21 protein-coding genes and 1 tRNA gene are annotated in these 24,417 nt (G+C 59.7%); 5 read left to right on the top strand and 17 right to left on the bottom strand.

All coding sequences use genetic code 11. The features are described 5' to 3' along the window. The coding region (locus ACTQ0H_RS08045; RefSeq protein WP_441548036.1) for a hypothetical protein at positions 1-237 on the top strand (237 nt) is incomplete at its 5' end. A 185-nt stretch (positions 238-422) separates the two neighbouring features. Here ACTQ0H_RS08045 and rplT read toward each other — a convergent pair. The 9 genes from rplT to recJ all read right to left on the bottom strand — a co-directional run bounded on the left by rplT (position 423) and on the right by recJ (position 11,361). After that, positions 423-782, bottom strand: a complete 360-nt coding sequence (rplT, locus tag ACTQ0H_RS08040; RefSeq protein ID WP_006234421.1) for a 50S ribosomal protein L20 — start codon at positions 780-782, stop codon at positions 423-425. Between the two features lie 46 nt (positions 783-828). Next, the gene (gene rpmI / locus ACTQ0H_RS08035) at positions 829-1,020 is read right to left on the bottom strand and encodes a 50S ribosomal protein L35 (RefSeq protein ID WP_006234422.1); all 192 of its coding nucleotides are present in this window, start codon (positions 1,018-1,020) and stop codon (positions 829-831) included. A gap of 32 nt (positions 1,021-1,052) precedes the next feature. Then, positions 1,053-1,622 (bottom strand): translation initiation factor IF-3, encoded by a 570-nt coding sequence (infC, locus tag ACTQ0H_RS08030; RefSeq protein ID WP_006234423.1) that lies wholly within the window; start codon positions 1,620-1,622, stop codon positions 1,053-1,055. A gap of 432 nt (positions 1,623-2,054) precedes the next feature. After that, positions 2,055-2,141, bottom strand: a tRNA-Leu gene (locus tag ACTQ0H_RS08025). Positions 2,142-2,180: 39 nt separating this feature from the next. Further along, positions 2,181-3,614 carry a transglutaminase-like domain-containing protein gene (locus ACTQ0H_RS08020; RefSeq protein ID WP_441538838.1) on the bottom strand — a complete coding sequence of 478 codons (1,434 nt, stop codon included), beginning with the start codon at positions 3,612-3,614 and terminating at the stop codon, positions 2,181-2,183. A gap of 253 nt (positions 3,615-3,867) precedes the next feature. Then, positions 3,868-4,734: a class II fructose-1,6-bisphosphate aldolase gene (gene fba / locus ACTQ0H_RS08015; RefSeq protein WP_154517212.1), complete on the bottom strand. Its 867-nt coding sequence runs from the start codon at positions 4,732-4,734 to the stop codon at positions 3,868-3,870. Between the two features lie 194 nt (positions 4,735-4,928). Then, positions 4,929-5,612 carry an MBL fold metallo-hydrolase gene (locus ACTQ0H_RS08010; protein WP_441538836.1) on the bottom strand — a complete coding sequence of 228 codons (684 nt, stop codon included), beginning with the start codon at positions 5,610-5,612 and terminating at the stop codon, positions 4,929-4,931. A gap of 86 nt (positions 5,613-5,698) precedes the next feature. Continuing rightward, on the bottom strand, positions 5,699-8,059 hold the full coding sequence (locus ACTQ0H_RS08005; protein ID WP_154517206.1) for a RelA/SpoT family protein: 2,361 nt from the start codon (positions 8,057-8,059) through the stop codon (positions 5,699-5,701). A 14-nt stretch (positions 8,060-8,073) separates the two neighbouring features. Then, positions 8,074-11,361 carry a single-stranded-DNA-specific exonuclease RecJ gene (gene recJ, locus ACTQ0H_RS08000; RefSeq protein WP_441064166.1) on the bottom strand — a complete coding sequence of 1,096 codons (3,288 nt, stop codon included), beginning with the start codon at positions 11,359-11,361 and terminating at the stop codon, positions 8,074-8,076. Between the two features lie 275 nt (positions 11,362-11,636). Between recJ and ACTQ0H_RS07995 the strand changes: the two genes are divergently transcribed. Then, positions 11,637-12,635: a bile acid:sodium symporter family protein gene (locus ACTQ0H_RS07995; protein ID WP_427794445.1), complete on the top strand. Its 999-nt coding sequence runs from the start codon at positions 11,637-11,639 to the stop codon at positions 12,633-12,635. 30 nt (positions 12,636-12,665) lie between these two features. Here the strand turns inward: ACTQ0H_RS07995 and ACTQ0H_RS07990 are convergent, their stop codons facing one another. The 8 genes from ACTQ0H_RS07990 to ACTQ0H_RS07955 form a co-directional block, all read right to left on the bottom strand. Beyond that, the gene (locus ACTQ0H_RS07990) at positions 12,666-13,463 is read right to left on the bottom strand and encodes a DUF4931 domain-containing protein (protein ID WP_427796206.1); all 798 of its coding nucleotides are present in this window, start codon (positions 13,461-13,463) and stop codon (positions 12,666-12,668) included. 3 nt (positions 13,464-13,466) lie between these two features. Further along, complete coding sequence (locus ACTQ0H_RS07985) at positions 13,467-14,144, bottom strand: copper homeostasis protein CutC (RefSeq protein ID WP_427729154.1); 678 nt, start codon at positions 14,142-14,144, stop codon at positions 13,467-13,469. A 123-nt stretch (positions 14,145-14,267) separates the two neighbouring features. Next, positions 14,268-14,981 carry an ABC transporter ATP-binding protein gene (locus ACTQ0H_RS07980; RefSeq protein ID WP_229770701.1) on the bottom strand — a complete coding sequence of 238 codons (714 nt, stop codon included), beginning with the start codon at positions 14,979-14,981 and terminating at the stop codon, positions 14,268-14,270. Further along, positions 14,982-15,842, bottom strand: coding sequence for an ABC transporter ATP-binding protein (locus ACTQ0H_RS07975; RefSeq protein ID WP_427719717.1), 861 nt, complete (start codon positions 15,840-15,842; stop codon positions 14,982-14,984). It lies immediately after the preceding gene. Next, entirely contained in the window at positions 15,832-16,911 is a 1,080-nt protein-coding gene (locus ACTQ0H_RS07970; RefSeq protein ID WP_441064165.1) for a branched-chain amino acid ABC transporter permease, read from the bottom strand. Before ACTQ0H_RS07970 ends, ACTQ0H_RS07975 begins: the two co-directional genes overlap by 11 nt. Positions 16,912-16,920: 9 nt before the next feature. Next, complete coding sequence (locus ACTQ0H_RS07965; protein WP_154517188.1) at positions 16,921-17,802, bottom strand: branched-chain amino acid ABC transporter permease; 882 nt, start codon at positions 17,800-17,802, stop codon at positions 16,921-16,923. A 139-nt stretch (positions 17,803-17,941) separates the two neighbouring features. Beyond that, complete coding sequence (locus ACTQ0H_RS07960) at positions 17,942-19,129, bottom strand: ABC transporter substrate-binding protein (protein ID WP_427719715.1); 1,188 nt, start codon at positions 19,127-19,129, stop codon at positions 17,942-17,944. A 269-nt stretch (positions 19,130-19,398) separates the two neighbouring features. After that, entirely contained in the window at positions 19,399-20,565 is a 1,167-nt protein-coding gene (locus tag ACTQ0H_RS07955) for an ABC transporter substrate-binding protein (RefSeq protein WP_441064164.1), read from the bottom strand. 252 nt (positions 20,566-20,817) lie between these two features. Between ACTQ0H_RS07955 and ACTQ0H_RS07950 the strand changes: the two genes are divergently transcribed. The 3 genes from ACTQ0H_RS07950 to ACTQ0H_RS07940 all read left to right on the top strand — a co-directional run bounded on the left by ACTQ0H_RS07950 (position 20,818) and on the right by ACTQ0H_RS07940 (position 24,312). After that, positions 20,818-22,161: a homoserine dehydrogenase gene (locus ACTQ0H_RS07950; protein ID WP_427729157.1), complete on the top strand. Its 1,344-nt coding sequence runs from the start codon at positions 20,818-20,820 to the stop codon at positions 22,159-22,161. A gap of 198 nt (positions 22,162-22,359) precedes the next feature. Further along, positions 22,360-23,124, top strand: a complete 765-nt coding sequence (locus tag ACTQ0H_RS07945; RefSeq protein ID WP_427729159.1) for an SDR family NAD(P)-dependent oxidoreductase — start codon at positions 22,360-22,362, stop codon at positions 23,122-23,124. A 357-nt stretch (positions 23,125-23,481) separates the two neighbouring features. Further along, positions 23,482-24,312: an IS3 family transposase gene (locus ACTQ0H_RS07940; protein ID WP_441064163.1), complete on the top strand. Its 831-nt coding sequence runs from the start codon at positions 23,482-23,484 to the stop codon at positions 24,310-24,312. Positions 24,313-24,417: the final 105 nt, after the last annotated feature.

Raw genomic sequence — 24,417 nt, 5'->3', positions numbered from 1 at the left:
CTTGCGAAAAACGAATCCAAGTCAGACCATTTCAAATGGTTCGATGTCTGCCCGGATGCGACACATCTGGTGTGTCCATCCTCGCAGTATCCGGTTCTCAAGGTGCACGCCTGCGCCGGTTCCCGGTCCGACCGGGCCGCGCGGCAAGGAGATATATTGCCAGACCGCGAAGCGATGTGGGACGTCAATTCCACTCTTCATAAGTCCTACACAATATATCGCTTCCTATATAAGTAATAGAAAGGCTGGTGCAGAAATACTGCACGTATCAGATGATGACCCTTCGGTTAAGAGATATATAAAGATCGGTCACCTGTAAGTGTCTATCTACCCGCGCTTTTGCTATATAAACCAGCGCCTTAGATAAAAAGAGGGAGCGCCGCGCACAGCGCGACACTCCCCTAGCGATTCAAGAGAATCAATTAGGCCTCGAGAGCCTTCTTGGCGATGGTAGCCAGCTCGTTGAAAGACTCGATGTCCTCGTAAGCCATCTGAGCCAGGACCTTGCGGTCGAGCTCGATACCGGCGACCTTCAGGCCGTGCATGAACTGAGAGTAAGAGATGTCGTTCAGGCGAGCAGCAGCGTTGATACGGGTGATCCAGAGAGAGCGAATCTCGCGCTTCTTATTGCGGCGGTCACGGTACTGATACTGCAGAGAGTGCTGGACCTGCTCTTTAGCATGCTTGTAAGTACGCGAAGCGGCACCGTAGTAACCCTTCGCACGGTGCATAACGGTACGGCGCTTCTTCTTGGCGGCAACAGCGCGCTTAATACGTGCCATGTTCTATCAACTCCTAGACGGTTAAACGAAAAACGGGAACGCTAACTTAGGCGAGACGCGACTTGATGACCTTGCGGTCGGCAGCGGCGATCTCGGTCTCCTGACGGAAGCCACGCTTACGCTTGGTGGACTTCTTGCTCAGGATGTGGCTCTTGAAAGCCTTGGCGCGCATAAGCTTGCCGGTACCAGTCTTGCGGAAACGCTTCTTGGTGCCGCTGTGGGACTTCATCTTAGGCATGAAATACTCCTTAATCGGTTACAGAACACTAGTTACTTAGTATCACTTGCCGCTTTATCCTCATCAAAGGCGCCCTTAATTGGGGCGAGCAGCATAAGCATGTTACGGCCTTCCATCTTAGGCTTGGACTCGACCGTAGCGTAAGGCTTAAGATCCTCGGCGAGACGCTCGAGAACGTTAAGACCCTGCTCCGGGTGAGCCATCTCACGGCCGCGGAACATGATGGTGATCTTAACGCGTGCGCCCTTCTTGAGGAAACGCAGAACGTGGCCCTTCTTGGTCTCGTAGTCGCCAACGTCGATCTTGGGTCGGAACTTCATTTCCTTAACCTCGACCTTGGACTGGTTCTTACGAGCAGCCTTGGCCTTCATGGCCTGCTGGTACTTGAACTTACCGTAGTCCATGACCTTGCAGACCGGCGGCTCCGCGTTGGGAGCGATCTCGACAAGGTCGAGACCCTGATCGTCGGCGACGCGCTGGGCATCGCGGATGGCGAACAGGCCGAGCTGAGAGCCATCGACGCCAATCAAACGGCACGAAGATGCAGTGATCTCGTCGTTGATGCGGGTGTCATCAGACTTAGCTATTTTCCCTACCTCCATTCATAAAAAAATAACCCGGCGCTTTTTTGCAACCAGGTCGTACACATAGACATCCTCGATATGAGGAAGAGAATCTAAGTTGTATGACCAGTCAGCTGCTCATTGGCGCCAAAAGGTGGGAACCCTCGGGTTCCTCTTTAGGGCATTGCGGAAACAACGCCTTGGCGATAATAACACGTACCGCTCGTTATCACATTACATACACGAAAAAGGGGGCCTCGACCCCCTTGAACGCTCTTTTGCATGTATGGTGCCCGAGGCGAGACTCGAAGGGCCTTCGCTTCGCGAAGCCCCGGGCTTCGGGCGCATGGCGCCCTCGCCACGCTCCGCTACAAACAGGCCACAGGCCTGTTTGCTTAACGCTCCGCGCGCTCACGCGAGTTCGGCACGAAAAAGGGGGCCTTAACCCCCTTGAACGCTCTTTTGCATGTATGGTGCCCGAGGCGAGACTCGAACTCGCACGTTGTTGCCAACGGTGGATTTTGAGTCCACTGCGTCTGCCAATTCCGCCACTCGGGCACGTATTGCGTGAGTTAGTTTATCACAGCTTTCCGTAGATTAGTCCGAAAATGGAACTTCGAGCATTTCGATGAGTTCGACCGTGCGGAGCATCTCGCGCTGGCGGCATCCGCGACCGTCGACCGAGGCCTCGCCCATCTGGTTATCGTAGGGGTCCTCACGCATACCGTCAAAGACGGGTTCAAACTCTGCCTGGAACCGACAGTTTGCCACCATGCGCCATGGATCGAGGTTGCCAAAGTAGTGGCGGCGGCGCCATTCCTCCCCCATCCTGCGTGCCGAGGATCCAAACGAGACATCGGCGTTAAGCCAACCCGTCTGCGGTGTATAGAACTCCGCCCAGTCATGCGAGCCCACCGAGTCGGGCGCAACGTACAGGCCGCTCTGCCAACGTGCGGGCACGCCGGCGATGCGGCACATGGTGATAAACGTGAGTGCCATAACACCGCAATCACCGCGAAGCGAATGCGCGCAGTCATCGGCGATAGAGCCCAGAAGCAGATACGGTGGCTGGTATCGATAGTCGATATGATGCGTCAAATAATCATAGATAGCCCGAGCGCGGTCGAGCTGATCCTCGAGACCATCGATAACATGTTCGGTCAGCTGCTGCAGATACGGCGTGAATGCAATATGCGGTCGGTCCTCGGAAATATCCTTGGGCAGCGGCGCGTCCATACACGGATGCGCCGGAAGCGCTCCCCCGTAGATATCGCAATAAGCGGCATCAATCAGATAACGATAGGTCACTGAGAACGATCGATCAGCCGAGGAAACCCACGAGGCGGTACGCGCCAAAGCGTTCGCGGGAGCAAGGACCCCCTCCGGCGTCATATCGAGAATCTCGATATGAGACTGCTGGCGGCAGGCTGCGGCAACGGGAAGCCACGCGCGAACGGTCTCCCCCTCCAGAGCACCGGGAACAGACACGGATGCTTTAAGCGTAATGGCATGAGACAGCCCGCCCTGTGATTCCATCTTCTTAAGCATCTGGTTGCGCAGCGCAGTTCCATCCGTAGAATCGGGACGCAGGCCCGGAACCTCCTTGGGATACACACGCAAAGAATCAAGGAAGTTGTCGAGAACGAACAGTTCACCATCGATAAAGCGCCAGTCGATGCGCTTGCGATCGATCAGGTCGTCAAACTGATCCTCGGTAAACTCCGGCCACTCCTCGCGGATCATCGCAATAGCCTGATCGTGCGACACCGAAAAATGAAACGACGTCTCGATCATGCGATACCGCTCGGCACGAACGCAAGCGGCCAACGAGGGATCAGGGCCCTGCTCCAAAAGACGGTCGCAAGCCGCAACAGCCTGCGCCAGGTACCCGGCGTCCTTGAGACGAAGGATCTCAGGTGGCAATCCAATGTCGAGATGACGAAAATCATCGCAACAAACATCAACAGAGCAACCAACGGGGCCCTCGGCAACAACCTTTCCATCGGCAGGCAAAACATTAACGACAGCCATAACCACTCCCACGCAGAACAACAACCCGAGACCATTGTACCGACATAAAAAGAAAGCCCCAACAAGGGAGCCATCAACACCGCTGAGCGGTAGTCAAATAAATAATTCAGCCCAGTAACCCCGTAGCGAGTTAACGAAGGAGGCCCCGTTTCCCCGGAGCTGATTCCATCGCGCGACTTCTGGCGAAGCCAGGTGAGCGCGAGGGAAACAGCGTAGGGGAAACGGGGCCTCCGGCGGGAAGTTAAACCGCTACTTACGCCTTGTTGACGGAGCCAAACTCCTCCATGAGCTCCTTGGTGCGGGCAACGATGGCCTCGCGACCGGGCTTCAGGAGCTTGCGGGGGTCATAGCCCTTGCCCTGCTGATCCTTGCCAGCCTCAACGTACTCACGCGTGGCGGCAGCGAAGACAAGCTGCAGGTCGGTGTTGACGTTGATCTTGGAGATGCCCAGGGAGATGGCCTTCTTGATCTGATCCTCGGGGATGCCGGTACCACCGTGCAGAACGAGGGGCAGGTCGCCGGTCTGAGCCTTGATCTCGCTCAGACGCTCGAAGGAAAGACCGGCCCAGTCGGCGGGATACACGCCGTGGATGTTGCCGATGCCGCAGGCGAGGAAGTCGACGCCCAGGTCAGCAATCTGCTTGCACTCAGCGGGGTCAGCGAGCTCGCCGTTGGAGGTCACACCGTCCTCGGTGCCGCCGATGCCGCCGACCTCGGCCTCGATGGACATGCCCTTGGAATGGGCAAGCTCAACGAGCTCCTTGGTGCGATCGAGGTTAAGCTGGAAGGTTTCCTCGTGAGAGCCGTCATACATGATGGACGTGAAGCCGGCCTCGATGCATTTGAAGCAGTCCTCGTAAGAACCGTGATCGAGGTGAAGGGCGACGGGAACGGTAACACCCGTGGCCTCGACGGCAGCCTTGACCATGTCGGCGCAGACCTTGAAACCGCCCATCCACTTAGCGGCACCAGCGGTGCACTGAAGGATCAGCGGAGACTTGGCCTCCTCGGCGGCCTGGAGAATAGCCAGAGTCCACTCGAGGTTGTTGGTGTTGAAGGCACCGAGAGCATACTTGCCGGCCTCGGCCTTCTTGAGCATGTCTGCTGCGTTGACGAGCATAAAAGAAACCTCCTGTAAGGTTGCTCCGATAACGCATGAGATTTTACCACGGCGTACCCGAGCGTAAACGTTCGTTTGTTCACGAATATCGTCCAAACAGACTTTTTTTGACCGTTTGCCCTACGGAATCGGCCCGTTGGGGAAAATATCTTGACGTTTGGACACTTCTCGTGCTTAAGCAGCTGACTACAAAGCTACATCTGCATGAAAGGGTTCTGCATGAGCTCGCGCGCCATAGTGGTCGAATCACCATGCCCCGTTAAACAAACGGTATCGGCTGGAAGCAGCTGGGCGAGCTTGGAGAGCGAGCGCAGAATCGCCGCCTCGTCTCCACCGGCGAGATCGGTGCGGCCGTGGCTGCCCGGGAACAGGGTGTCGCCAACAAAGGCGATGCTTCCCTGCTCGGTGGCGGCGAACAAGACAATGCCACCCGGTGTGTGACCGGGCGTCTCGATCACCTGCAGGCAGATATCACCCAATTCAATCGTATCGCCCTCAGCAAGCAATCGCGTCGGCTCGCCCGGATCGGGCGTATCGATGCCCCACATCGCTCGCTGCTCCTCGATATTCTCACGAGATACCAACACGTCCTTCGCACCTAACTCATATAGGAAACCCTTACCGACGGCGGCTCGCACTCCGGCAACGCCACCTACGTGATCGGCATGGCCGTGGGTGCAAACAGCGCCTAGCACGCGCGCGTCAGGATGCTTGGCATAGATATGTTCCACAAGACGCTCACCTTCCCAGGCCGGATCGATAATCAGGCATTCGCCGCTCGAGATTACGGCGTAACTGTTGGTCTGAATGGGGCCGTTTACAAGCGCCTCAATCGAAGCCGTACCCCGAGGGGTTAAGTCCAAAGCCGCAGTGACCATGAGCACGTCCTCCTTCTACAAGCGTCGAGGCATCAAACGATGCCTCGAACGTAGCCAATATCATTACCGTTGTGCGTTCGTCACGCCTATACGCGACGCTTAAGCTGAGCCCCACCCTCGCCAGGCATCAGACGGCGTGCGTCATAGACCGAGTCGACACTGCTGATGGATGCCAGCAGCGGATCCAGACCGCTCGCGTCCGAAATCTCGACCATAAAGCGCAGGGTCGCAATGCCCTCGCGGTTGGTCGAGGTAGCGGCGGAAAGGATATTTCCGCCTGCATCGCCAATGGCGATGGTGACATCCTTGAGCAAGCCCATACGATCCAAGCACTCGACAACGATCTCGACCTGGAAAAGCGTATCGGCAGCACCATCCCACTCCACGTCAATCATGCGCTCGGGGTGTTCCATGAGACCCTTGACGTTGGGGCAGTTGGCACGATGCACCGAGACGCCTCGACCGCGCGTGATAAAGCCCACGATGTCGTCGCCCGTCACCGGATTGCAGCAATGCGCCAGACGAACCAGCAGGCCGCTGTTGCTCTCGCCCTTGACGATAATGCCGTTACTTGCACTCTTGCCACGCTTTTGCGGTTTGCGGTTGGAACCGCGGGCAGGCTGCTTGACGACCTCAGCGATGGCTTCGGCCTTGGTGAGCTGCTCCTCGGGCTTGGGATCCAAGATTTGCTCGACCTTATTGCCCACAGCGCGCGGGGCGACCTTGCCCGCGCCAACGGCTGCGAACAGGTCCTCGAGTTGCTTGAAGTTAAACTGCTCCGCCACGGCATTGAGTGCACGCGTGGATCGCGGCGTAGAGATGCCGTACCCGCGCTTGCGCAGGTCCTTGGCCAGCATATCGCGACCGGCAGCAGCGTCATCGTCTTTGGTCGCAGCGGCGAAGTAACGGCGAATCTTTGACTTGGCCGAAGGCGTCTTGACGATCTTGAGCCAATCGCGCGACGGCTTGGAGCTCTTGTTAGTCAGGATCTCGACACGGTCACCCGTCTTGATTTCGTGCGTGAGCGGAGCCACCGCACCGTTGATTTTGGCGCCGACGCAGTGGTTGCCGACCTCGGTATGAACAGCGTAGGCAAAGTCGAGCGGTGTAGAGCCCGCACGAAGCGCCATGACCTCACCCTTGGGCGTAAAGACAAAAATCTCCTGGTCAAACAGGTCGACCTTCAGTGAGTGCAGATATTCTTTGGCATCGGTGATCTCGTCAGAGGCTGCCCAATCGAGCGAGTGCTTGAGCCAGTTAATCTGATCGTCCAGACGCTGTGCGTCGTTGGTCTTGGAGGCAGACGATCCGCCCGATTTCTTATATAGCCAGTGGGCGGCGATGCCGTACTCGGCCTGCTCGTGCATCTCGTAGGTTCGAATCTGAATCTCGAGCGGACGGGCCGTGGGGCCGATAACCGTCGTATGGAGCGATTGGTAGTTATTGACCTTGGGCATGGCGATATAGTCTTTAAAACGACCGGGCATGGGATGCCACAAAGTATGCACGGCACCAAGCGTGGAATAGCAATCGCGCACCGAATGGGTGATGACGCGCAGCGCCACCAGATCATAAATCTCGGAGAACTCCTTGCCCTTGCGCTTCATCTTTTGATAGATGGACCAATAGTGCTTGGAACGACCGTTGATCTGAAAACCCTCAAGGCCAATGCGGTCGAGCTCATCGGTAAGCGTCTTGATAGTCTCGGCCAGAAAGCGTTCGCGAACCTCGCGTGACTCTGCCACCATGCGGGCGATGCGCTGGTAAGCGTCGGGTTCAAGGTAGAAGAAGGACAGATCCTCGAGTTCCCACTTGATAGAGCTCATGCCCAGGCGGTCGGCCAGGGGCGCATACACATCCATGGTCTCGCGCGCCTTAAACAGGCGGCGGTCCTCGCGCAGGGCGGCAAGCGTGCGCATATTATGCAGGCGGTCGGCGAGTTTGACGATGATGACGCGAATGTCCTTGGACATGGCGAGGAACATCTTGCGCAGCGTAAGCGCCTGCTTTTCGTCCATGTTGTCGACTTCGATGTTGGTGAGCTTGGTCACGCCGTCGACGAGCTCTGCCACGGTTTCGCCAAACAGACCCGAAACATCGGCAAGCGAGGTATCGGTATCCTCGACGGTATCGTGCAGCAATGCAGCGCACACCACATCGCAGTCCATCTTAAGGTCGGCCAAAATGATAGCCACCTCGACGGGATGGTTAATGTACATCTCACCCGAGCGCCGCTTTTGGTTGCAGTGCTTCTCGGCAGCAAAGCAGTAGGCCTGCTCCACCTTGGAGAAGTCATCCTCACTCATATATTTAAGGCACAGGCGCTCCAGCTTGTCGTAGCTGTCCGCCATAATCTCGGGCGGCAGATCATCGGCATGCGTATAGTGCTCCATCTCCGAAAAGGGCTGGAGGGCGGAATCATGGGCGGTACGGGCTGCGGCATCCATCGAGGTCCCCTTCCCTAGGCCCGCGGTACGATCGGGCGGTTAATTTTGGTAAGCATATCAGAAGCGCACGAATCGAGTGCCCAACTCCGGAAAGCCGAGAACTCCATGCGCGAGCGCAAGCCCTCCAAATAGCGGATCGACCTGCTCAACTGCACGCGCCCGGGGTTTTCGGTCATCGCGATGCGACGGGTATCGTCAAACCCCGAAACGTGACAGAAACCGAGCTCTTCGAAGATTCCCAAGCCGCTTGCCACCGAACGCTCATCGACCGGCGTGCGCGCGTCGATTGCAAGGCACATCTGCGCAATGTCGATATCGCTTGCGCAGAATGAATCGTCCCCCGTCTTGCCACGATTGGAGCGCCACATGGTCTGCAGCGCCCGATAGAGCGTGACAAGCTCATCGCGCTCGGGCGCGTAACAATCGAGCAGGCGCTCATTAATACGAGCGTCACGAGACGAATAGAGCAGGTGAATCACGGCAGGCTGCCCATCGCGGCCGGCACGGCCACTCATCTGGTTAAACTCAATCGCGCCAAACGGCATGTGGTAGAGCACGACATGGCGGATATCGGGCAGGTTGACGCCCTCACCGAAGGCCGAGGTTGAAACGATGCAGCTCAGGCTGCCATCTCGAAACGCCTCCTCGACGCGTCGACGATCGGAACGCGCAAGCCCGGCGTTATAGAACGCGATATGGGTCGCGCAGTCGGGCACACGTTTGCGCAACGTCTTGGCAAGCGCCACGGACTGGTCGCGCGAGTTCACGTAGATGACGGTCTTCTCCCCCGTCGCAACGATCGAAACCAGGCGATTTTCACGGCTCGCAAGGTCACGATCGTCCTCGAGTTGTAGGTTCTCGCGAACGGTCTCGTCGACCACCGTGCTGGTAATCGGCAGTACGCGAGCAAGCTCTGCCACAACTGGAGCCGTCGCGGTAGCCGTTGCCGCCATGACAACGGGGTCGCCCAGGGCTTTAAGAATATCGGGCATATCGAGGTATGCACTCCGGTCACCACCCTTAGCAAGACCGGCATGGTGCGCCTCATCGATAACAACGAAGCCAATACGTCCAGAACGCGCAAATCGATCGCGGTGGATAGACAAGAACTCGGGCGTCGTGAGAACGATACCGGTGCGACCCGAAGCAAGGCCGGCGAACACGTCATCGCGTACGGCCTCCACGGTCTCGCCAGTCAGCACGCCGACACCAATGCCGAGCGCGGCCATCGTCGAGGAAAGGTGATAGGCCTGATCAGCAACGAGCGAACGCAGAGGATAGACAAAAATGCTCGCACGCCCGCGAAGAACCGCCTCGCGCGCGGCATGCACATGGAAAATCAGAGACTTGCCACGCCCCGTCCCCATAACGGCCAAAACGCTCTGATGGTCGGCAAGCGCGTCGAGTGCCTCGACCTGCGCGCGATGCGGCTGGTTCGAGCCGATAAAGCTATGGATAAGCGAGCGCGTGAGCTCGGTATAAGAAAGCTGGGCGAGCGTCTCGCGTTTACGCGACTCCAGGCGCAGACCAGAATCCGCCGGTTGCACGCCGCGGCGGAGCTCACATGCCGGATCGTCGATATTGGGCGCCGCGGTATCGCGCACCAAGACATCTTTGATCATGAGCTTGGGCTTCACACGTCCCTGCCAATGCTCGGCCACGGCCTCGAACACCAAGTCGACGGCGCTGTCGCAATTGATGAGCCTATCGATCTGCGGCACGCGGAACATGATGGCCGGCACACTCGCGGCACCATCGGTCGCCACAAAGCGCATGTGCTCGCCGGTTTTGCCCACCACGGCGCGATCGCACATCGTCACGCCCTCGGCGGCCAGAAGCGGCACCTTATTGCCCTGGCCAAACGGCTCAAGACGGGAAATTTGCTCGATGGTCTCGATATTTAGCTCGGAGAGATCAACGGTGGCGGCAACCTCGTCAGTGTCCTCAAAGTCCTCGGCGGGAAGCTCCGATAGCACGGCCGAAAGGCGACGGCGGAACTCATCGAGCTTGGATGCCTCGATGGTCACACCCACCGCACCGGCATGCCCGCCGCGACGAATCAGCAGGTCGGAGCAACGCTCGACGGCATCGAACAAGTTGATCTTGCCCACCGAGCGGCCCGATCCGCGCGCAACGCCACCCTCGATCGAGAAGAGCAGCGCCGGCACGTGATAGCGATTGGTCAAGCGGCTCGCCACGATGCCCTTGACGCCCTCGTGCCAGCCCTCGCCGCCCACGACGATTGCGCGCCCGCCGTCATAAGTCTCCTCGACCTTCTCCATGGCATCGCGCGTAAGCTCGGCCTCGATCTCGCGGCGTTGGCGATTGATTTCCTCGAGCTCGGCGGCAAGCGCGCTCGCTTCGATGGGGTCGCGGGCAAGCAGCAGGTCGAGCGCCAGCTTGGGATCGGCCATGCGGCCGGCAGCATTCAGACGGGGGATGAGCGAAAACGACAGGCCGTCGGCCGTAATGGTAGAAAGGTCGGCCTTGGCAAGTGCGGCAAGCGCGATATAGCCGGGACGGGCCGTCACGCGCATCTGCTGGATGCCCTCGGCGACCAGTGCGCGATTCTCGGGCGTAAGCGGCATCATGTCGGACACGGTGCCCAGCGCCGCGACCTCTATCAGCGAACGCCAATACGACGGCTTGCCCAAACGCTCGCCCAGGACCTGCACCAGCTTGAGTGCCACGCCGGCACCGGCAAGCTCGCGCGAGGGACCCTTGTCCTCGAGCTTGGGGTCGGTCAGGGGCACGCCCTGCGGCACCTGGTCGGACGGCTCGTGATGGTCCGTGACCACCAAATCGATCCCCAGGCTCTCCAGATAGGAGGCCTCTTCCTTGGCGGCAATGCCGTTATCGACGGTCACGATCAGCTGGGGGCGAGCGAGCTCGTTAACGCGGTCGAGCGCCGCACGCGACAGACCGTAGCCCTCGTCAAAACGATGCGGAATAAACGGCGTGACGTTGGCGCCAAACGAACGCAGCGCCTCGGTCAACAGACAAGTCGACGTAATGCCGTCGACGTCAAAATCGCCAAAGACGGCGATGCGCTCGTGGCTGCGAATAGCACGCTCAACGCGGTCGACGACGACCGCCATACCCGGAATAACGAGCGGGTCCGCCCAGTCGCGATCGAGCGAAGGCGTCAGAAAAAGCTGGCCTTCCTCGATGGATGTAATGCCGTGCGCAACCATAATGCGCGCCACCAGCCCGGGTATGCCCAGGCCAGCCGAAAGCTCCTTTTCGAGCTCGGGGTTTTGCTGAGCGACCGCCCAGCGATGCGTTGTCTTAAGCGATGACATAGGCGCCCACCCCCGATAGGGGCAGGTCGCCGCGATACCTCTCACGGTTCATAGCGATGAGTCCTCTGTGTATGCCCGCTTCGGCAGGCAGATCTGTTGAACGGATTTATTATACCGTGCGGCGCGGACGCACAACGTCCAGCACGCCGTGGTTTCGATAAACGAGGGCGGTAATAGCCTCGAAATAATCGGGCGTTTCAGCCACACGGACGCATGCGAGCGTCTAGCATATCCATTCAAAACGGATTCACGAGCAAAGGGAGTCACAAGCGCATATGAAGCAATGGGTTGGACTGGGTAAGTTCCTCGCGGGGCATATGCAGATCATCGTTCCGATTTGCGTGACGCTTGGCGTGCTCTTTCCCCAGCAGATCGGCGTACTCAAGCCCATCGTCCCCACCCTGTTTGCCTTTATGACGTTCCAAGGTGCCCTCAGCAACACCTTCCATCAGGTAGCCGAAGTATTCCGCCGTCCGCTGCACCTGATTTTGGCGCTGCTGGTCTCGGCGGTGCTTATTCCCATAACAGCCTATGCCATGGGGTCGCTGTTCTTTGGCTCCAACCCCAACCTCGTCTGCGGTATCGTGCTCGAGTACAGCGTACCTGTGGCAGTCACTGCCTTTATGTGGATTAGCATGTTCGGCGGCAACGGCCCGCTCGCGCTCACCATCATCCTGACGTCCTCGGTTATCTCTCCCGTTACGATTCCGCTCACGCTTAAGCTCTTGCTGGGCGCCACCGTCTCGATCGACGTGCCGGGCATGATGCAGAACATGGCCTTCATGATCGCTATCCCCGCCCTGCTCGGCATCGTGATTAACGAACTCACGCGCGGATGGGGACACGAGAAGCTCTCCCCCGCGCTCTCGCCCGCCTGCAAGTTCATGATGATGGGTGTTATCGCGTCGAACTCCACCGCCATGAGCGAGTACGTGCTGCACATGAACGCGGTGCGCTTGGAAGTCGCCCTCTTTATTTTGATCTTCGCCATCAGCGGCTTTGTCGTCGGTATTCTGGTCGCCCGCGCACTGCATCTGCCGTATAGCGAAACGACTACCATGTGCTTTACCTGCGGCATGCGCAACATCTCTTCGGGCGCCGTCATCGCCACGCAATACTTTCCGGGCGAAGTCGTATTTCCCGTCATGTGCGGAACGCTGTTTCAGCAGGTACTTGCCTCGCTTATCGGGCATCTCTTTGAGCGTCTAACCGGCGAGGAGCGCGCTGCCCAGCGCAAGCGCGTCGAGGCCGGCCGCGACGCCATGGCACGCTAGGCTGTCCACATTACGCGGGTGTTAGTCTTGCTATACGAGCGTTTCCAGATGTGCGCGCAGGCGCTCAGCATCGATATCGAGCGTCGTCTCGGCATTGACCTGGGCCAAACGATAGCCGACAAAGTAGGGCGAAACCACCCAACGCGGCAGCGCCTTGGCAATGGTCCGACCGCCCAGGTGATAGAAGAACAAGTTGTACGACTCTGCACGGCCACCGTGGTGCTCGTTTAGGATATAACGCAGAGCTACCTGGATCGCATCGGCGAAGAGATCCGCCTCGGCTTGGTCCCGCGTGTCATCGCTGGCGGCGATTCCCCGCGGAGCTGAAACGTTGACCTCAAAGAACCCCATAATCGGTTCGGTTGAGATGTTGACCGCAATTCTCCCCTGTTGCCAGACATTGATGCCTTCGAAATTGGCGGAAGTCAGCGAAGCATAGCCATCTTCCTGCTCCAAACCCACAATCTGCATGTGCGGATGAACGAGACTACCGCCCGAGAGCGGACCCTTGTTCTTGTACATGAGCACGCTTCGATACTGCCGTGAATCGATCATCTGCTGCCAGCAACCCAGGGCAAACCGCATCACATGATGCAGCTCGTCCGGCGCATAGGTCACCAGGTCTGCGTCATGGTCGGCCGACTCGATCAGCACGGTTTGACGGGTGGCGCGCAGGGTCTTGAACTTATTCTCGAGCCAGATACAGTCACCGTCGCGCCGGATGATATTGGCGAGTTCCTCGGTATCGCAAAAGGGGCACGCGGTGCCAGGGCGCCGGTTGTCGTCGGGCTTCCCGCTCGCCTGCTGAACGTCAAATACCAGGGGCACGGGTTATACCTCCAGCGGCACGATCTTGGTGCCATGGAGCTCGGAGACGCCCAGTGCCGCAGCCACGGTATCGCGGTTGGCCGTGGAAATGCCGCCGCCGGGAAGGATGGTCAGGCGATCGTCCGCGTAGTCGATAAGGTGCGACAGATGCTCCAGGTTGTCCTCAATCGGCGTGCCGGCGGCACCGCCATGCGTCAGGATGCGCGTTATGCCGCAGTCGGCGAGCGTGTCAATCGCGTCGAGCTGAGCCTCGGGCGAGAGCTGGTCAAACGCCATGTGAAAGGTGATGTCGATGGGCTCGCGCTTGCACTCCTCGGTCGCGCAGCCCGCAGCCATCACAAGGGCGCCCAACGCAAGTTCATCGAGCGCCCATCCGCCGGCACAAGGCTTGCAGCAGCCAAAGACCAAGCCATCGACGCCGGCACTTACGGCAAGGCCCAAGTCCATCTCCATCATGCGCAGCTCGTCCTGGTTGTAGTGAAAGTCGCCGCCACGCGGACGGATCATGCACATCACCCGTGCATCGTGCTCGCGAGCATAGCTGGTCGTAGCGCTGATAACGCCGGCCGAGGGCGTGGTGCCACCAACCGCAAGGTTGTCGCACAGCTCAATGCGTCCCGCACCGGCCGCAATGGCCGCCGGCACCCGCTCAAAGTTCTCGGCACAAAACTCGTACAGCATAGATAGACCCCCAGATGACACTTCTATTTCCACACGGCATTGTCGCACTTTAAATACCAAGCCAACGGATCATTTCAAAAGGGGCGCTGACCGAGTTGGTCAGCGCCCCTATTACTGGATGGATTAACCACCAAGATAAGCTTTGCGGACGTTGTCGTCGTGCAGCAGCTCTTGGCCGGTGCCGGTCATGGTGATCTTGCCGGTCTCGAGCACGTAGCCGCGTGTGGCGATGGAAAGCGCCATCTGCGCGTTCTGCTCGACCAGGAGCACCGTGGTGCCGGCCTTGTGCAAATCCTCGACAATCTGGAAGATCTGCTCGATCAGGATCGGCGCCAGACCCATGGAGGGTTCGTCGAGCATGAGCAGCTTGGGGTTACTCATAAGGGCACGACCCATAACGAGCATCTGCTGCTCGCCGCCCGAAAGGGTGCCGGCCACCTGGCGACGGCGTTCCTTCAGGCGCGGGAACTGCTCGTAAACACGCTCGAGGCCCGGGGCAACCGTGGACTTGGGCTGTGTATAGGCACCCATCTCCAGGTTCTCCTCGACCGTCATCTGCAAAAAGGCACGACGCCCCTCGGGTACCTGAGACAGGCCCTTGCCAACCAGCTTGTCGGCGGGCGTATGGATAATGTCCTCGCCCATAAACTTGATGGAGCCGGTCTTGGAGCGCAGCAGGCCCGAGACAGTCTTGAGCGTCGTGGACTTGCCGGCGCCGTTCGCGCCAATCAGGGCCACGATCTCGCCCTCGTTAACGTTAAAGGAGATGTCCTTAATGGCGTGGATGGCGCCGTACCAGACGTTGATGTTGTAGACGGAAAGCATCGGCTCTGCCATTTAGTTCTCCCCCTTATCCTGCTTGCCCAGATAAGCCTCAATAACGGCTTCGTTGTTCTGGATTTCCTCGGCCGTGCCCTTGGCGATGACCTTGCCAAAGTTAAGCACGCAGATACCCTCGCAAATATTCATGACAAGCGACATGTCGTGCTCGATGAGCATGATGGCAATGCCAAAGGTGTCGCGAATCTTGACGATGTTCGCCATGAGCTCCGCAGTCTCGGACGGGTTCATGCCGGCGGCAGGCTCGTCGAGCAGTAGTAGCTTGGGATTGGTGGCAAGCGCGCGGACGATCTCCAAACGACGCTGAGCGCCGTAAGGTAGCGAGCCGGCCTGCTCGTTTGCCAGATGTTCCATATCAAAGATAGACAGAAGCTCCATGGCGCGCTCATGGGCGGCCTTCTCGTGCTTCCAATACGTCGGCAGGCGCAGCACGCCCTCAAAGCCGGAGTAGCGCTCCTGGTTGTGCAGGCCGACCTTTACGTTGTCCTCCACCGTCATGGTGTTGAACAGGCGGATGTTTTGGAAGGTACGAGCGATACCCATGCGGTTGACCTGGTAGACGGACTTGCCCGAGGTGTCCTCACCGTCGAGCAGGATGGTGCCGTGCGTGGGCTGGTACACCTTGGTGAGCAGGTTGAAGACCGTGGTCTTGCCGGCTCCGTTGGGGCCGATGAGACCGGCGATCTCGGTCTTACCGATGGTCAGGCTAAAGTCGTCGACCGCCTTGAGGCCGCCGAACTCAATGCCCAGGTGGATGCACTCGAGCGCCGGGCGCTCGCCCAGGTCGCGGTCGGGAACGATGGCGCCAGAAGGATACGGGACCATCTTGCCCTTGTTGAACTCAAACTTACTGGGCATCGGTTGCCACCTCCTTCTTGGAAGCAAAGCGGTCCTTAATGCGCGCGAAGAACGCCTTGAGCTGCGGGTTGTTAGTAAAGACCATGACCAGAATCAACACGATGGCGTAGATGAGCATGCGGTAGTCCGAGAACTGACGGAGCAGCTCGGGGAGCACCGTGAGCAGCGCCGCCGCGATGACGGAACCGCGCATGTTGCCCAGACCGCCCAGGACCACGAACACCAGAATGAGAATCGACGTGTTGAAGTCGAACTTAGTAGCGGAGAGCTGCGAGAAGTTACCGCCGAAGAGGGCTCCGGCAGCACCGGCGAGAGCGGCGGAGACCACGAAGGCGATCATGCGGTACTGGGTGACGGAGATACCCACGGACTCGGCAGCGATCTTGTTATCGCGCACGGCCATGATGGCACGACCGGTGCGGCTGCGGACCAAGTTGAGCACAATCACGAGCGCAACCATAACCAGGATGGCGCCAGCAAGGAACGTCGAGTAGGTCGAAACACCAGATGCGCCCTGGGCACCCTTGATGATAGCGGTGCCGTCTTCGAGCAGGTGTAGGTCGTCGATCGTGGAATTGCCCGTGATGTTAAAGATCACGTGCAGGCCGCGGGAATCGACGCCCACAATGAGGCAGGTAACGATCTCTTTGATGATCTCGCCAAAGGCCAACGTTACGATGGCCAGGTAGTCACCGCTCAGGCGAAGGACCGGAATACCGATCAGGAAGCCCAGAATGGCAGCGGCGATAGCGCCGACCACAATGCTGATGATCAGACGCACCGGGTCGGACGGAATGGCGCTCTCCAGCGCGACGGCGGTGACGATTCCCGTATAGGCGCCGACGCTCATAAAACCCGCGTGGCCTAGCGACAAGTCGCCCGCGATGCCGACGACGAGGTTGAGCGAGATGGCCATGACGATATAGGCCGTGATGGGAACCAGCTGACCGACAATCATGCGCGGAATCATGTGGTTAGACTGCATAAAGAACACGATGGCGAACGCCACAACGCACATGGCGTACGTGACAAAGTCGTGACGCGTCTGCTTGTCTGTAAGAAACTTCATAACGCTCACCTACACCTTCTCGGGTACGTACTTGCCCAAGAGGCCGGCAGGCTTGACGAGCAGGACGATGATCAAAACGCCAAAGACGATGGAGTTGGCAAGGCTCGTGGAAATGTAAGCCTGCGCCATCGCCTCGATGATGCCGATGAGAATGCCGCCGACAAAGGCACCGGGGATGGAGCCGATGCCGCCGAAAACGGCAGCGTCGAAGGCCTTGATGCCAGGCATGGCGCCCGTGGTGGGCTGCAGAACCGGCGAGTAGGAGCACAGGAGCACACCGGCGATGGCGGCAAGGGCGGAGCCGATGGCGAACGTCATCGAGATGGTGCGGTTGACGTTGATGCCCATGAGCTGGGCGGCGGCCTTGTCCTCGGACACGGCGCGCATGGCCTTGCCCATCTTGGTCTTACCTGTAAAGATCATCAGACCGGCCATGATAACCAGGCAGGCGACGATGGTGACGAGCGAGACGGCACTTACGTTGAACTTGGCCAAGAACTCCGGCACCGGGAAGGTGACGAGCGAAGTGAAGTTCTTGGGCGTGGCGCCCCACAGAAGCTGCGCGGCATTCTGCAGGAAGTAGGACACACCGATGGCCGTGATCAGAACGGCCAGCGGGCCTGCTTGGCGCAGCGGCCTATAGGCCAGACCCTCAATGAGAACACCGAGAACCGTGCAGACCACACAAGAGAGAACTACAGATGCCCAGCCCGGGAGGCCGAGATACGACGTGGCGCAGAACGAGACATAGGCACCGACCATGATGACATCGCCGTGAGCGAAGTTGAGCATCTTGGCGATACCGTAGACCATGGTGTAGCCCAACGCGATGATGGCGTAGACGCTGCCCATGGACAGGCCGTTGACCAGGTATTGGATAAAGACCGTCATGTTCCACATCCCCCTTTCGAATAGGTTTCCAGTTGATGTATGAAACAGGGACGTTACGTTGTCCCCAGATACCAAGCAAGCAGGGAAGGCGAAAACCTCCCCTGCTTGGGATCAAAACCGCTCTATGTAAGGCGGCCTATTAGGCCAGTACGTACTTGCCGTCGGTGATGACATACGCCGTAGGATCCTTCTGGACCTGGCCCTTGTCGTTCCAGGAGAGCTTGCCGGTCAGACCGTCAACGGTAATCTTGAGCATAGCCTTGGGCAGCTTCTCGGCAACCTCGGTCGGGTCGGCGTCGACACCAAGACCGGCCTCCTTGAGGGCCTCGGCCACCGCGTGCACGCCGTCGTAGGCATCGGCGGCAAACTGGTCGGGGGTATCGCCGTACTTATCCTTGTAAGCGTTGACGAAGTCGGCGTTCTTCTCGTCGTCGGCGGAGAACGGGGTCATGAGCAGCAGACCCTCGGCAAGAGAGGTGTCGAAGCCCTCGACGCCCAGGATACCGTCCATGCCGTCGCAGCCCATCATCTTGACGTCGTAGCCCATGTCCTTGGCGTTCTTGAGCAGGACGGACGCCGGCGTGTAGTAGATCGGCGCAAAGATCATGGTGGCGCCGGCCTGCTTGGCCTTGGTCAGCTGGTTGGTAAAGCTCGTAGCGGAGTCGTCCTTAAAGGTCTCCTCGTCAACAATCTCGAGCTTAGACTCAGCGGCCTGAGCCTTAAAGGAATCTGCAATGCCCGAAGAATAAGCGTCGCCGGAGTTATAGAACAGCACGAACTTCTCGTCCGCATACTTCTCTGCCAGGAACTTGGCAGCGTTGACGCCCTGGTTGGGGTCGGTAAAGCAAACCTGGAAGACGCAATCCTTTCCGTCGGTGACGTCCTCGGAGGACGCGGACGGGGTGATCATGAATGTCTTGGGGTCGTTGCTGCACTCTGCGGCAACGGCAACCGACGCACCCGTGGTGGTCGGGCCGACGAGGGCCTGCATGCCCCAGTCGAGCAGGTTATTAAAGGCGTTGACGGCCTTCTCGCCGTCGGCCTGGTCGTCCTCGGCCTTGCTGGCAAGCGGCAGCTCCTTGGTGGAGAAGTCCTTGCAGCCAAGCTCGACGCCCTGGGTAACGGACTTGCCGTAAGACGCGGCGGCACCGGTCAGCGGGCCAATGGTGCCGATCTTAAACGAAGCGTCGCTCGAAGCGGAACCGCTGTCGCCGCCGTTGGAGGAGCAGCCAGCTAGAATGGACATCGCCCCCAGACCTGCTGCGCTCGCGATAACGCTCCTGCGATTCATAACAGGGTTCAATGACTTACCGGTGAGGCTCGACATGCGGCTCTCCTCTCAAATCTCGTCGGGTTTCGGTTACCCGACAGGCCATCCTCCGCCGTCTTCGGCGTTCGCAAAATAGTAGACGCTTTAGTTGAGAAAAGTGGCGATTATTTCAACTTTTCTTTTGCCTTGTCCATTTATCCATAATTATGCGTATTTCTGTCGGTTTATACAGTTTAGCGACTTTATTGTGTGAAAGTAATGTTTCCGTTCTGTTACAAGCTTTCCTGCCCTGAATAACATGGCCCCACCGGTCTCGTTATATGCACTTAGGCGGCGATGTACTTGCCGTCCTGAATCACATAGGCCGTAGCGGGCTTCTCGACTTGGCCCTCGTCGTTCCACGTGAGCTCGCCTGTCAGGCCCTCAATCTTGATCTTGCGCATAGCCTTGGCAAGGTCGCCGGCAATGTCGGCGCCGTCGACCGTAATGTCGATGTCCGCCTCATCGATCGCCTCGACAATCGCGTGGATGCAGTCATAAGCATCGGCGGCAAACTGGTTGGGCGTCTCGTTGTAGGCGTCCTTATATGCCTTGACGAAGTCGGCGTTCTTCTCATCGTCGGCAGAGAACGGGGTCATGAGCAGCACGCCCTCGGCAAGAGAGGTGTCGAAGCCCTCAACGGAGAGCAGGCCGTCCATGCCGTCGGTGCCCATGAGGGTCATGTCGTAGCCCATGTCCTTGGCGTTCTTGAGCAGGACGGACGCCGGCGTGTAATAGATCGGGGCAAAGATAAGCGTGGCGCCGGCCTCCTTGGCCTTGGTGAGCTGGTTGGTAAAGCTCGTTGAAGAGTCGTCCTTAAAGGTCTCGGTATCGACGATATCGAGCTTGGACGCCTTGGCCTGCTCGGCAAAAGCGTCGGCAACGCCCGAGCTATACGTATCGCCGGAGTTGTAGAACAGGGCGATCTTGGCGTCTGCATACTTCTCGGCCAGGAACTTCGCGGCGCTGGCGCCCATGGTGGGATCGGTGAAGCAAACCTGAAAGACCGTGGTCTTATCCTTGGTGACGTCGAGCGACGAGGCCGAAGGCGTGACCATGAGCATATCGTCGGCGATCTCGCCCGAGACGGCGACGGCGGCACCAGTCGTGACGGGGCCGACGAGCGCCTGCATGCCCCAGTCGCACAAGGTATTGAAGGCGTTGATGGCCTTCTCGCCGTCGGCGACGTCATCCTCGGACTTAAGCGAGAGTTTGAGATCCTTGGTCGAGAAATCCTTGGCGGCGAGCTTGGCACCTTTCTCGGCCGAAACGCCATAGGTTGCCGCGGCGCCGGTCAGAGGGCCGATGACACCGATCTTGAAGGTCTTACCGTCATCGGCGGAGCCGCCGTCCGAGCCACCCGACGAGCAACCAGCGAGTGCGGCAGCGCTGCCGAGCGCCGCGGCGCCGGCGAGAAAGTTCCTACGGCTGAGCATGCTGTTGATGTTGAACATGGTGTCCCCCTTTTTTTCGCTGGCCGCGGTGCGGCCGTCTTGCGGTACGGGGCAAACCTTATGGCGCAAACGTTGACAGTTTGTTACGGAAGTTCGTTTGTAGCGAGCATGTTTCCAATGTTTCCGCAGCGTTTCGGGGGTGCCGTTTTGTGCGACTCCTGTTGCCTGGCGAGCACGCGCTCTCGGTTCACGCTAGAATGCACTCAACATTACTTGATCAATCAATCTATAAGATGCACGAAGGAGCTATCTATGAGCGAACCCCTGCGCACCGTGAACGTCGGTCTGATCGGTCTGGGAACCGTCGGCGGCGGCGTGGCCCGTCTGATCAAGAGCCACCACGATGAGTACCTGGCCGCCTACGGCATCGACCTTAAGCTGACCCGCGCCTGCGCGCTTGCCTGGGAGCAGGCCGAGGCAGCCGGTATTGAGCGCGAGGCCTTTACGAGTGACTGGCATGACGTCGTTACCGACCCCGCCGTCGATATCGTCGTCGAGCTGATCGGCGGCGAGCATCCCGCGACCGAGATCTTCACCACGGCCTTTGAGCACGGCAAGCACGTCGTCTCTGCCAACAAGGCCCTGTTGGGCCGCCACGTCGAGACGCTTGCCGAGAAGGCGCGCGCGTGCGGCGTGCAGATTAAGTGCGAGGCCAGCTGCGGCGGCGGCATCCCCATCGTGAGCACGCTCGAGCACGACCTGGTGGGCAACAAGATCCTGACCATCGCCGGCATTCTCAACGGTACCACCAACTATATCCTGTCGCGCATGGACGCCGAGGGCGCCGATTACGCCGACGTGCTTGCCGACGCGCAGGCCAAGGGCTACGCCGAGGCCGACCCGTCCGCCGACGTCGACGGCTTCGACGCCGCCAGCAAGACGGCGATCCTCGCCTCCATCGGCTTTGGCACCCGCGTGACCACCGATGATGTGTACCAGCAGGGTATCCGCACCATCGGCGCCGAGGACATCGCCCAGGCCCGCGAGCTCGGCTACACCATTAAGCTGCTCGGCATCGCCCGCAACACCGACGCCGGCGTCGACGTCCGCGTGCATCCCACGCTGATCCCCGCCGACCACATGCTTGCCAAGGTCAACGGCGCCATGAACGCCGTCTACGTGGTGGGTGACGCCGTGGGCGAGACCATGTTCTACGGCGCAGGCGCAGGCTCCTTCCCCACCGCGAGCGCCGTCGTGGGCGATATCCTGTCGCTCTCCGAGCAGATCAGCCGCGGCGTGGCTCCGCTGCCCGAGATTGAGCCCTATGGCCACAACCTCGCCTTTAAGCCCATGGACGAACTCCAGACCAAGTATTATGTGCGCCTGAAGGTCGCCGACCGCGTGGGCGCCCTGTCCGAGACGGTCGATATCTTTGCCAAGCACAACATCTCGATCTCGCTCATCAACCAGGTCGAGGACGGCAAGTCGGGCGTCAGCGATGCCTGCTCGGTCATCTTCCTGACGCACCGCGCGCTCGAGAAGGACGTCCAGGCTGCCGCCGCCGAGCTTGCCAGCGTCGACTGCGTGGCCGAGGTCGCCAACGTCCTGCGCATCGAGAACGTCGAGGCCTGGACCGAAGGCGTCATGGCCAACTAACCCAACGCTCGCCTAGCAATACGAGCTTTGAGGGCTCCCGTCCGATGTGGGACGGGAGCCCTTTTGCCTCCTGCCCTAAGCACAACGGCAGAGCACATTTGCGCGAGCCGCTCATCGGTAACGCGCGCTACCGTTCACCGATATGCAAACGCGGTCGATTCCGGCTACCGCTACGCTGGCTGAGAATGCCCGCCCGCGATGAGAGGAAGCACTATGTTGCTCGAGGGCAAGAAAGCAATCGTCACCGGAGGCACGCGCGGTATCGGCTATGCCATCGCCTGCCGTTTTATCGAAGAGGGCGCCGCCGTCACCGTCTTTGGCTCGCGCCAGGAGACTGCCGACGCGGCCGTTGAGAAGCTGGCGGCCGCCTATCCCGACGCCAAGGTCTGGGGCCGCTCCTGCGACCTCACCTCACTCGAGGCCGTGACCGAGGCTTTTACCCAGGCTGCAACCGACATGGGCGGCCTGGACACAGTCGTCAACAATGCCGGTATCTCCCAGCGCTCGCCGCTTTTGGACTACACGGCCGAGGAGTTCGCCAAAGTCATGGACCTCAACGTCGTCGCCGTCTTTAACGGTCACCAGGCGGCCGCCAAGATTATGACCGAGGCCGGCCACGGCGGCACCATCACCACCACGAGCTCGATGGTCGCCAAGTACGGTCAGCCCTCCGGCGTCGGTTACCCCACGTCCAAGTTTGCCGTCAACGGCATGGTCCAGTCGCTCTCGCGCGAGCTCGCCCCCATGGGCATTCGCGTCAATGCCGTCGCACCCGGCGTAACCAAGACCGATATGGTCGCCAACCTGCCCGAAGAGGTCATCAAGCCCATCATCGCCACCATTCCGCTGGGGCGCATGGGCGAGCCCGAGGATGTCGCCAACGCCTTTGTTTTCCTAGCGAGCGACATGTCCTCCTACGTCACGGGCGCCGTGCTCCCCGTCGACGGAGCCGCCCGCTCCTAAAGGTCGCAAGCCACGACTTCGAACCTCAACGAGGCCCAACGCAAAAGGCGCGCTGCCTGCATCAACCGCAGGCAGCGCGCCTTCTTCTGTTTGTAAGGGAAACAGCGTCCCGGTATTTCAGCTCAGAACGGGACACAGCTTCCCTCAGGGCCATGTTTCGGAAAATGCGCCCCGTTTTGAACGCCAATTCTGGGACGCGCTTTCCTCAAGGCCTTTGATTCGGAAAGCGCATCCCATTTTGAACCTTCAGACTGGGACGCGCTTTCCGGCAGGAGTCCAAAGCGGAAACCGCATCCCACTCTGGGCGTGGGACTGCGGACAAAAAGTTGGACCGTTGAGGTCCGGAACGGAGTCCTCATGGCATACAGTAGGAGAATGGTGGAGAGGGCCAGGGCGCTTCGCGGCGCCGGGCTCACCGTCATGGAGATAACCGAGATACTCGGCGGGCCCGGCAAGACGTCCGTCTGGCGCTGGATCAGGGACGTGCGCAAGCCCGCGGGAAGGGCCGGTGGAGGAATGGACCTGCCGCGACTCGTCGGGGACGGCCCCGACTACCCCGACATCGACCCGGAGGACAAGGACGCCCTGATCGAGCGGCTCAGGCTCGAGAACGCGGTGCTGAGGGCGGTGCAGGACGTTTTAAAAGCCGGGAGCCTCGACGGGATGTCGAACAGGGAGAAGACCCTGGTGATAGACCGCCTGAGGCCTGCGGGGAAGTGGTCCTTGAGAGAACTCACCGGCTTCTTGAGGATATCGAGGAGCTCCTATGACTACCAGCGCCGCGCGATCGCCAGGCCGGACCGCCTGGCGCCGCTGAGGGACGTCGTGCGGCGGGTGTTCCTGGAGGACGGCGACGGCGCGCGCGGCTACCGGTTCGTGGTGCGCAGGCTCCGCGAGCTCGACGACCCCGTGCGCGTCTCCGAGAAGGTCGTCCGGCGCATCATGCGCGAGGAGGGGCTCGTCCCGAGGTGGATGAGGAGGAGGGCCGGCGCCTACAGCTCCTACGGCGGCGAGGTGACCCCCGCCCCGCCGAACCTCGTGCGCCGCGACTTCCGCTCGGCCCTGCCGAACTTCCTGTGGCTCACCGACATAACCGAGTTCAGGCTGCCGACGGGCCGCAAGGTGTACCTGTCCGCCATCAGGGACTGCTTCGACTCCTCGATCGTCGCCTGGCGGGCGGGCTGTTAGCGTCAATCTATTTTTCACCAGTTTCGCTAAACAGGCGCGCCGTTCGCGCAAAGGCGGTTTCACCGGTTGCGCTAACGTATTTTCACCGATTCCGGTCACGGCTTG

Source organism: Collinsella sp. LCP21S3_A3 (genome assembly GCF_052118905.1).
Lineage (GTDB): Bacteria > Actinomycetota > Coriobacteriia > Coriobacteriales > Coriobacteriaceae > Collinsella.
This window is presented reverse-complemented; position numbering and strand designations above follow the sequence as displayed.

Bases quoted from the DNA above. Each gene is read 5' to 3' on its own strand.
- ACTQ0H_RS07950 (WP_427729157.1), top strand. From the start codon at position 20,818: ATGAGCGAACCCCTGCGCACCGTGAACGTCGGTCTGATCGGTCTGGGA.
- rplT (WP_006234421.1), bottom strand. From the start codon at position 782: ATGGCACGTATTAAGCGCGCTGTTGCCGCCAAGAAGAAGCGCCGTACC.
- rpmI (WP_006234422.1), bottom strand. From the start codon at position 1,020: ATGCCTAAGATGAAGTCCCACAGCGGCACCAAGAAGCGTTTCCGCAAG.
- ACTQ0H_RS07940 (WP_441064163.1), top strand. From the start codon at position 23,482: ATGGCATACAGTAGGAGAATGGTGGAGAGGGCCAGGGCGCTTCGCGGC.
- ACTQ0H_RS07965 (WP_154517188.1), bottom strand. From the start codon at position 17,802: ATGACGGTCTTTATCCAATACCTGGTCAACGGCCTGTCCATGGGCAGC.
- ACTQ0H_RS08020 (WP_441538838.1), bottom strand. From the start codon at position 3,614: ATGGCTGTCGTTAATGTTTTGCCTGCCGATGGAAAGGTTGTTGCCGAG.
- ACTQ0H_RS08010 (WP_441538836.1), bottom strand. From the start codon at position 5,612: ATGGTCACTGCGGCTTTGGACTTAACCCCTCGGGGTACGGCTTCGATT.
- ACTQ0H_RS08005 (WP_154517206.1), bottom strand. From the start codon at position 8,059: ATGGATGCCGCAGCCCGTACCGCCCATGATTCCGCCCTCCAGCCCTTT.
- fba (WP_154517212.1), bottom strand. From the start codon at position 4,734: ATGCTCGTCAACGCAGCAGACATGCTCAAGAAGGCCGAGGCCGGCAAG.
- ACTQ0H_RS07960 (WP_427719715.1), bottom strand. From the start codon at position 19,129: ATGTCGAGCCTCACCGGTAAGTCATTGAACCCTGTTATGAATCGCAGG.
- infC (WP_006234423.1), bottom strand. From the start codon at position 1,622: ATGGAGGTAGGGAAAATAGCTAAGTCTGATGACACCCGCATCAACGAC.
- ACTQ0H_RS07995 (WP_427794445.1), top strand. From the start codon at position 11,637: ATGAAGCAATGGGTTGGACTGGGTAAGTTCCTCGCGGGGCATATGCAG.
- ACTQ0H_RS07955 (WP_441064164.1), bottom strand. From the start codon at position 20,565: ATGTTCAACATCAACAGCATGCTCAGCCGTAGGAACTTTCTCGCCGGC.
- ACTQ0H_RS07970 (WP_441064165.1), bottom strand. From the start codon at position 16,911: ATGAAGTTTCTTACAGACAAGCAGACGCGTCACGACTTTGTCACGTAC.
- ACTQ0H_RS07985 (WP_427729154.1), bottom strand. From the start codon at position 14,144: ATGCTGTACGAGTTTTGTGCCGAGAACTTTGAGCGGGTGCCGGCGGCC.
- recJ (WP_441064166.1), bottom strand. From the start codon at position 11,361: ATGTCATCGCTTAAGACAACGCATCGCTGGGCGGTCGCTCAGCAAAAC.
- ACTQ0H_RS07945 (WP_427729159.1), top strand. From the start codon at position 22,360: ATGAGAGGAAGCACTATGTTGCTCGAGGGCAAGAAAGCAATCGTCACC.
- ACTQ0H_RS07975 (WP_427719717.1), bottom strand. From the start codon at position 15,842: ATGCCCAGTAAGTTTGAGTTCAACAAGGGCAAGATGGTCCCGTATCCT.
- ACTQ0H_RS07980 (WP_229770701.1), bottom strand. From the start codon at position 14,981: ATGGCAGAGCCGATGCTTTCCGTCTACAACATCAACGTCTGGTACGGC.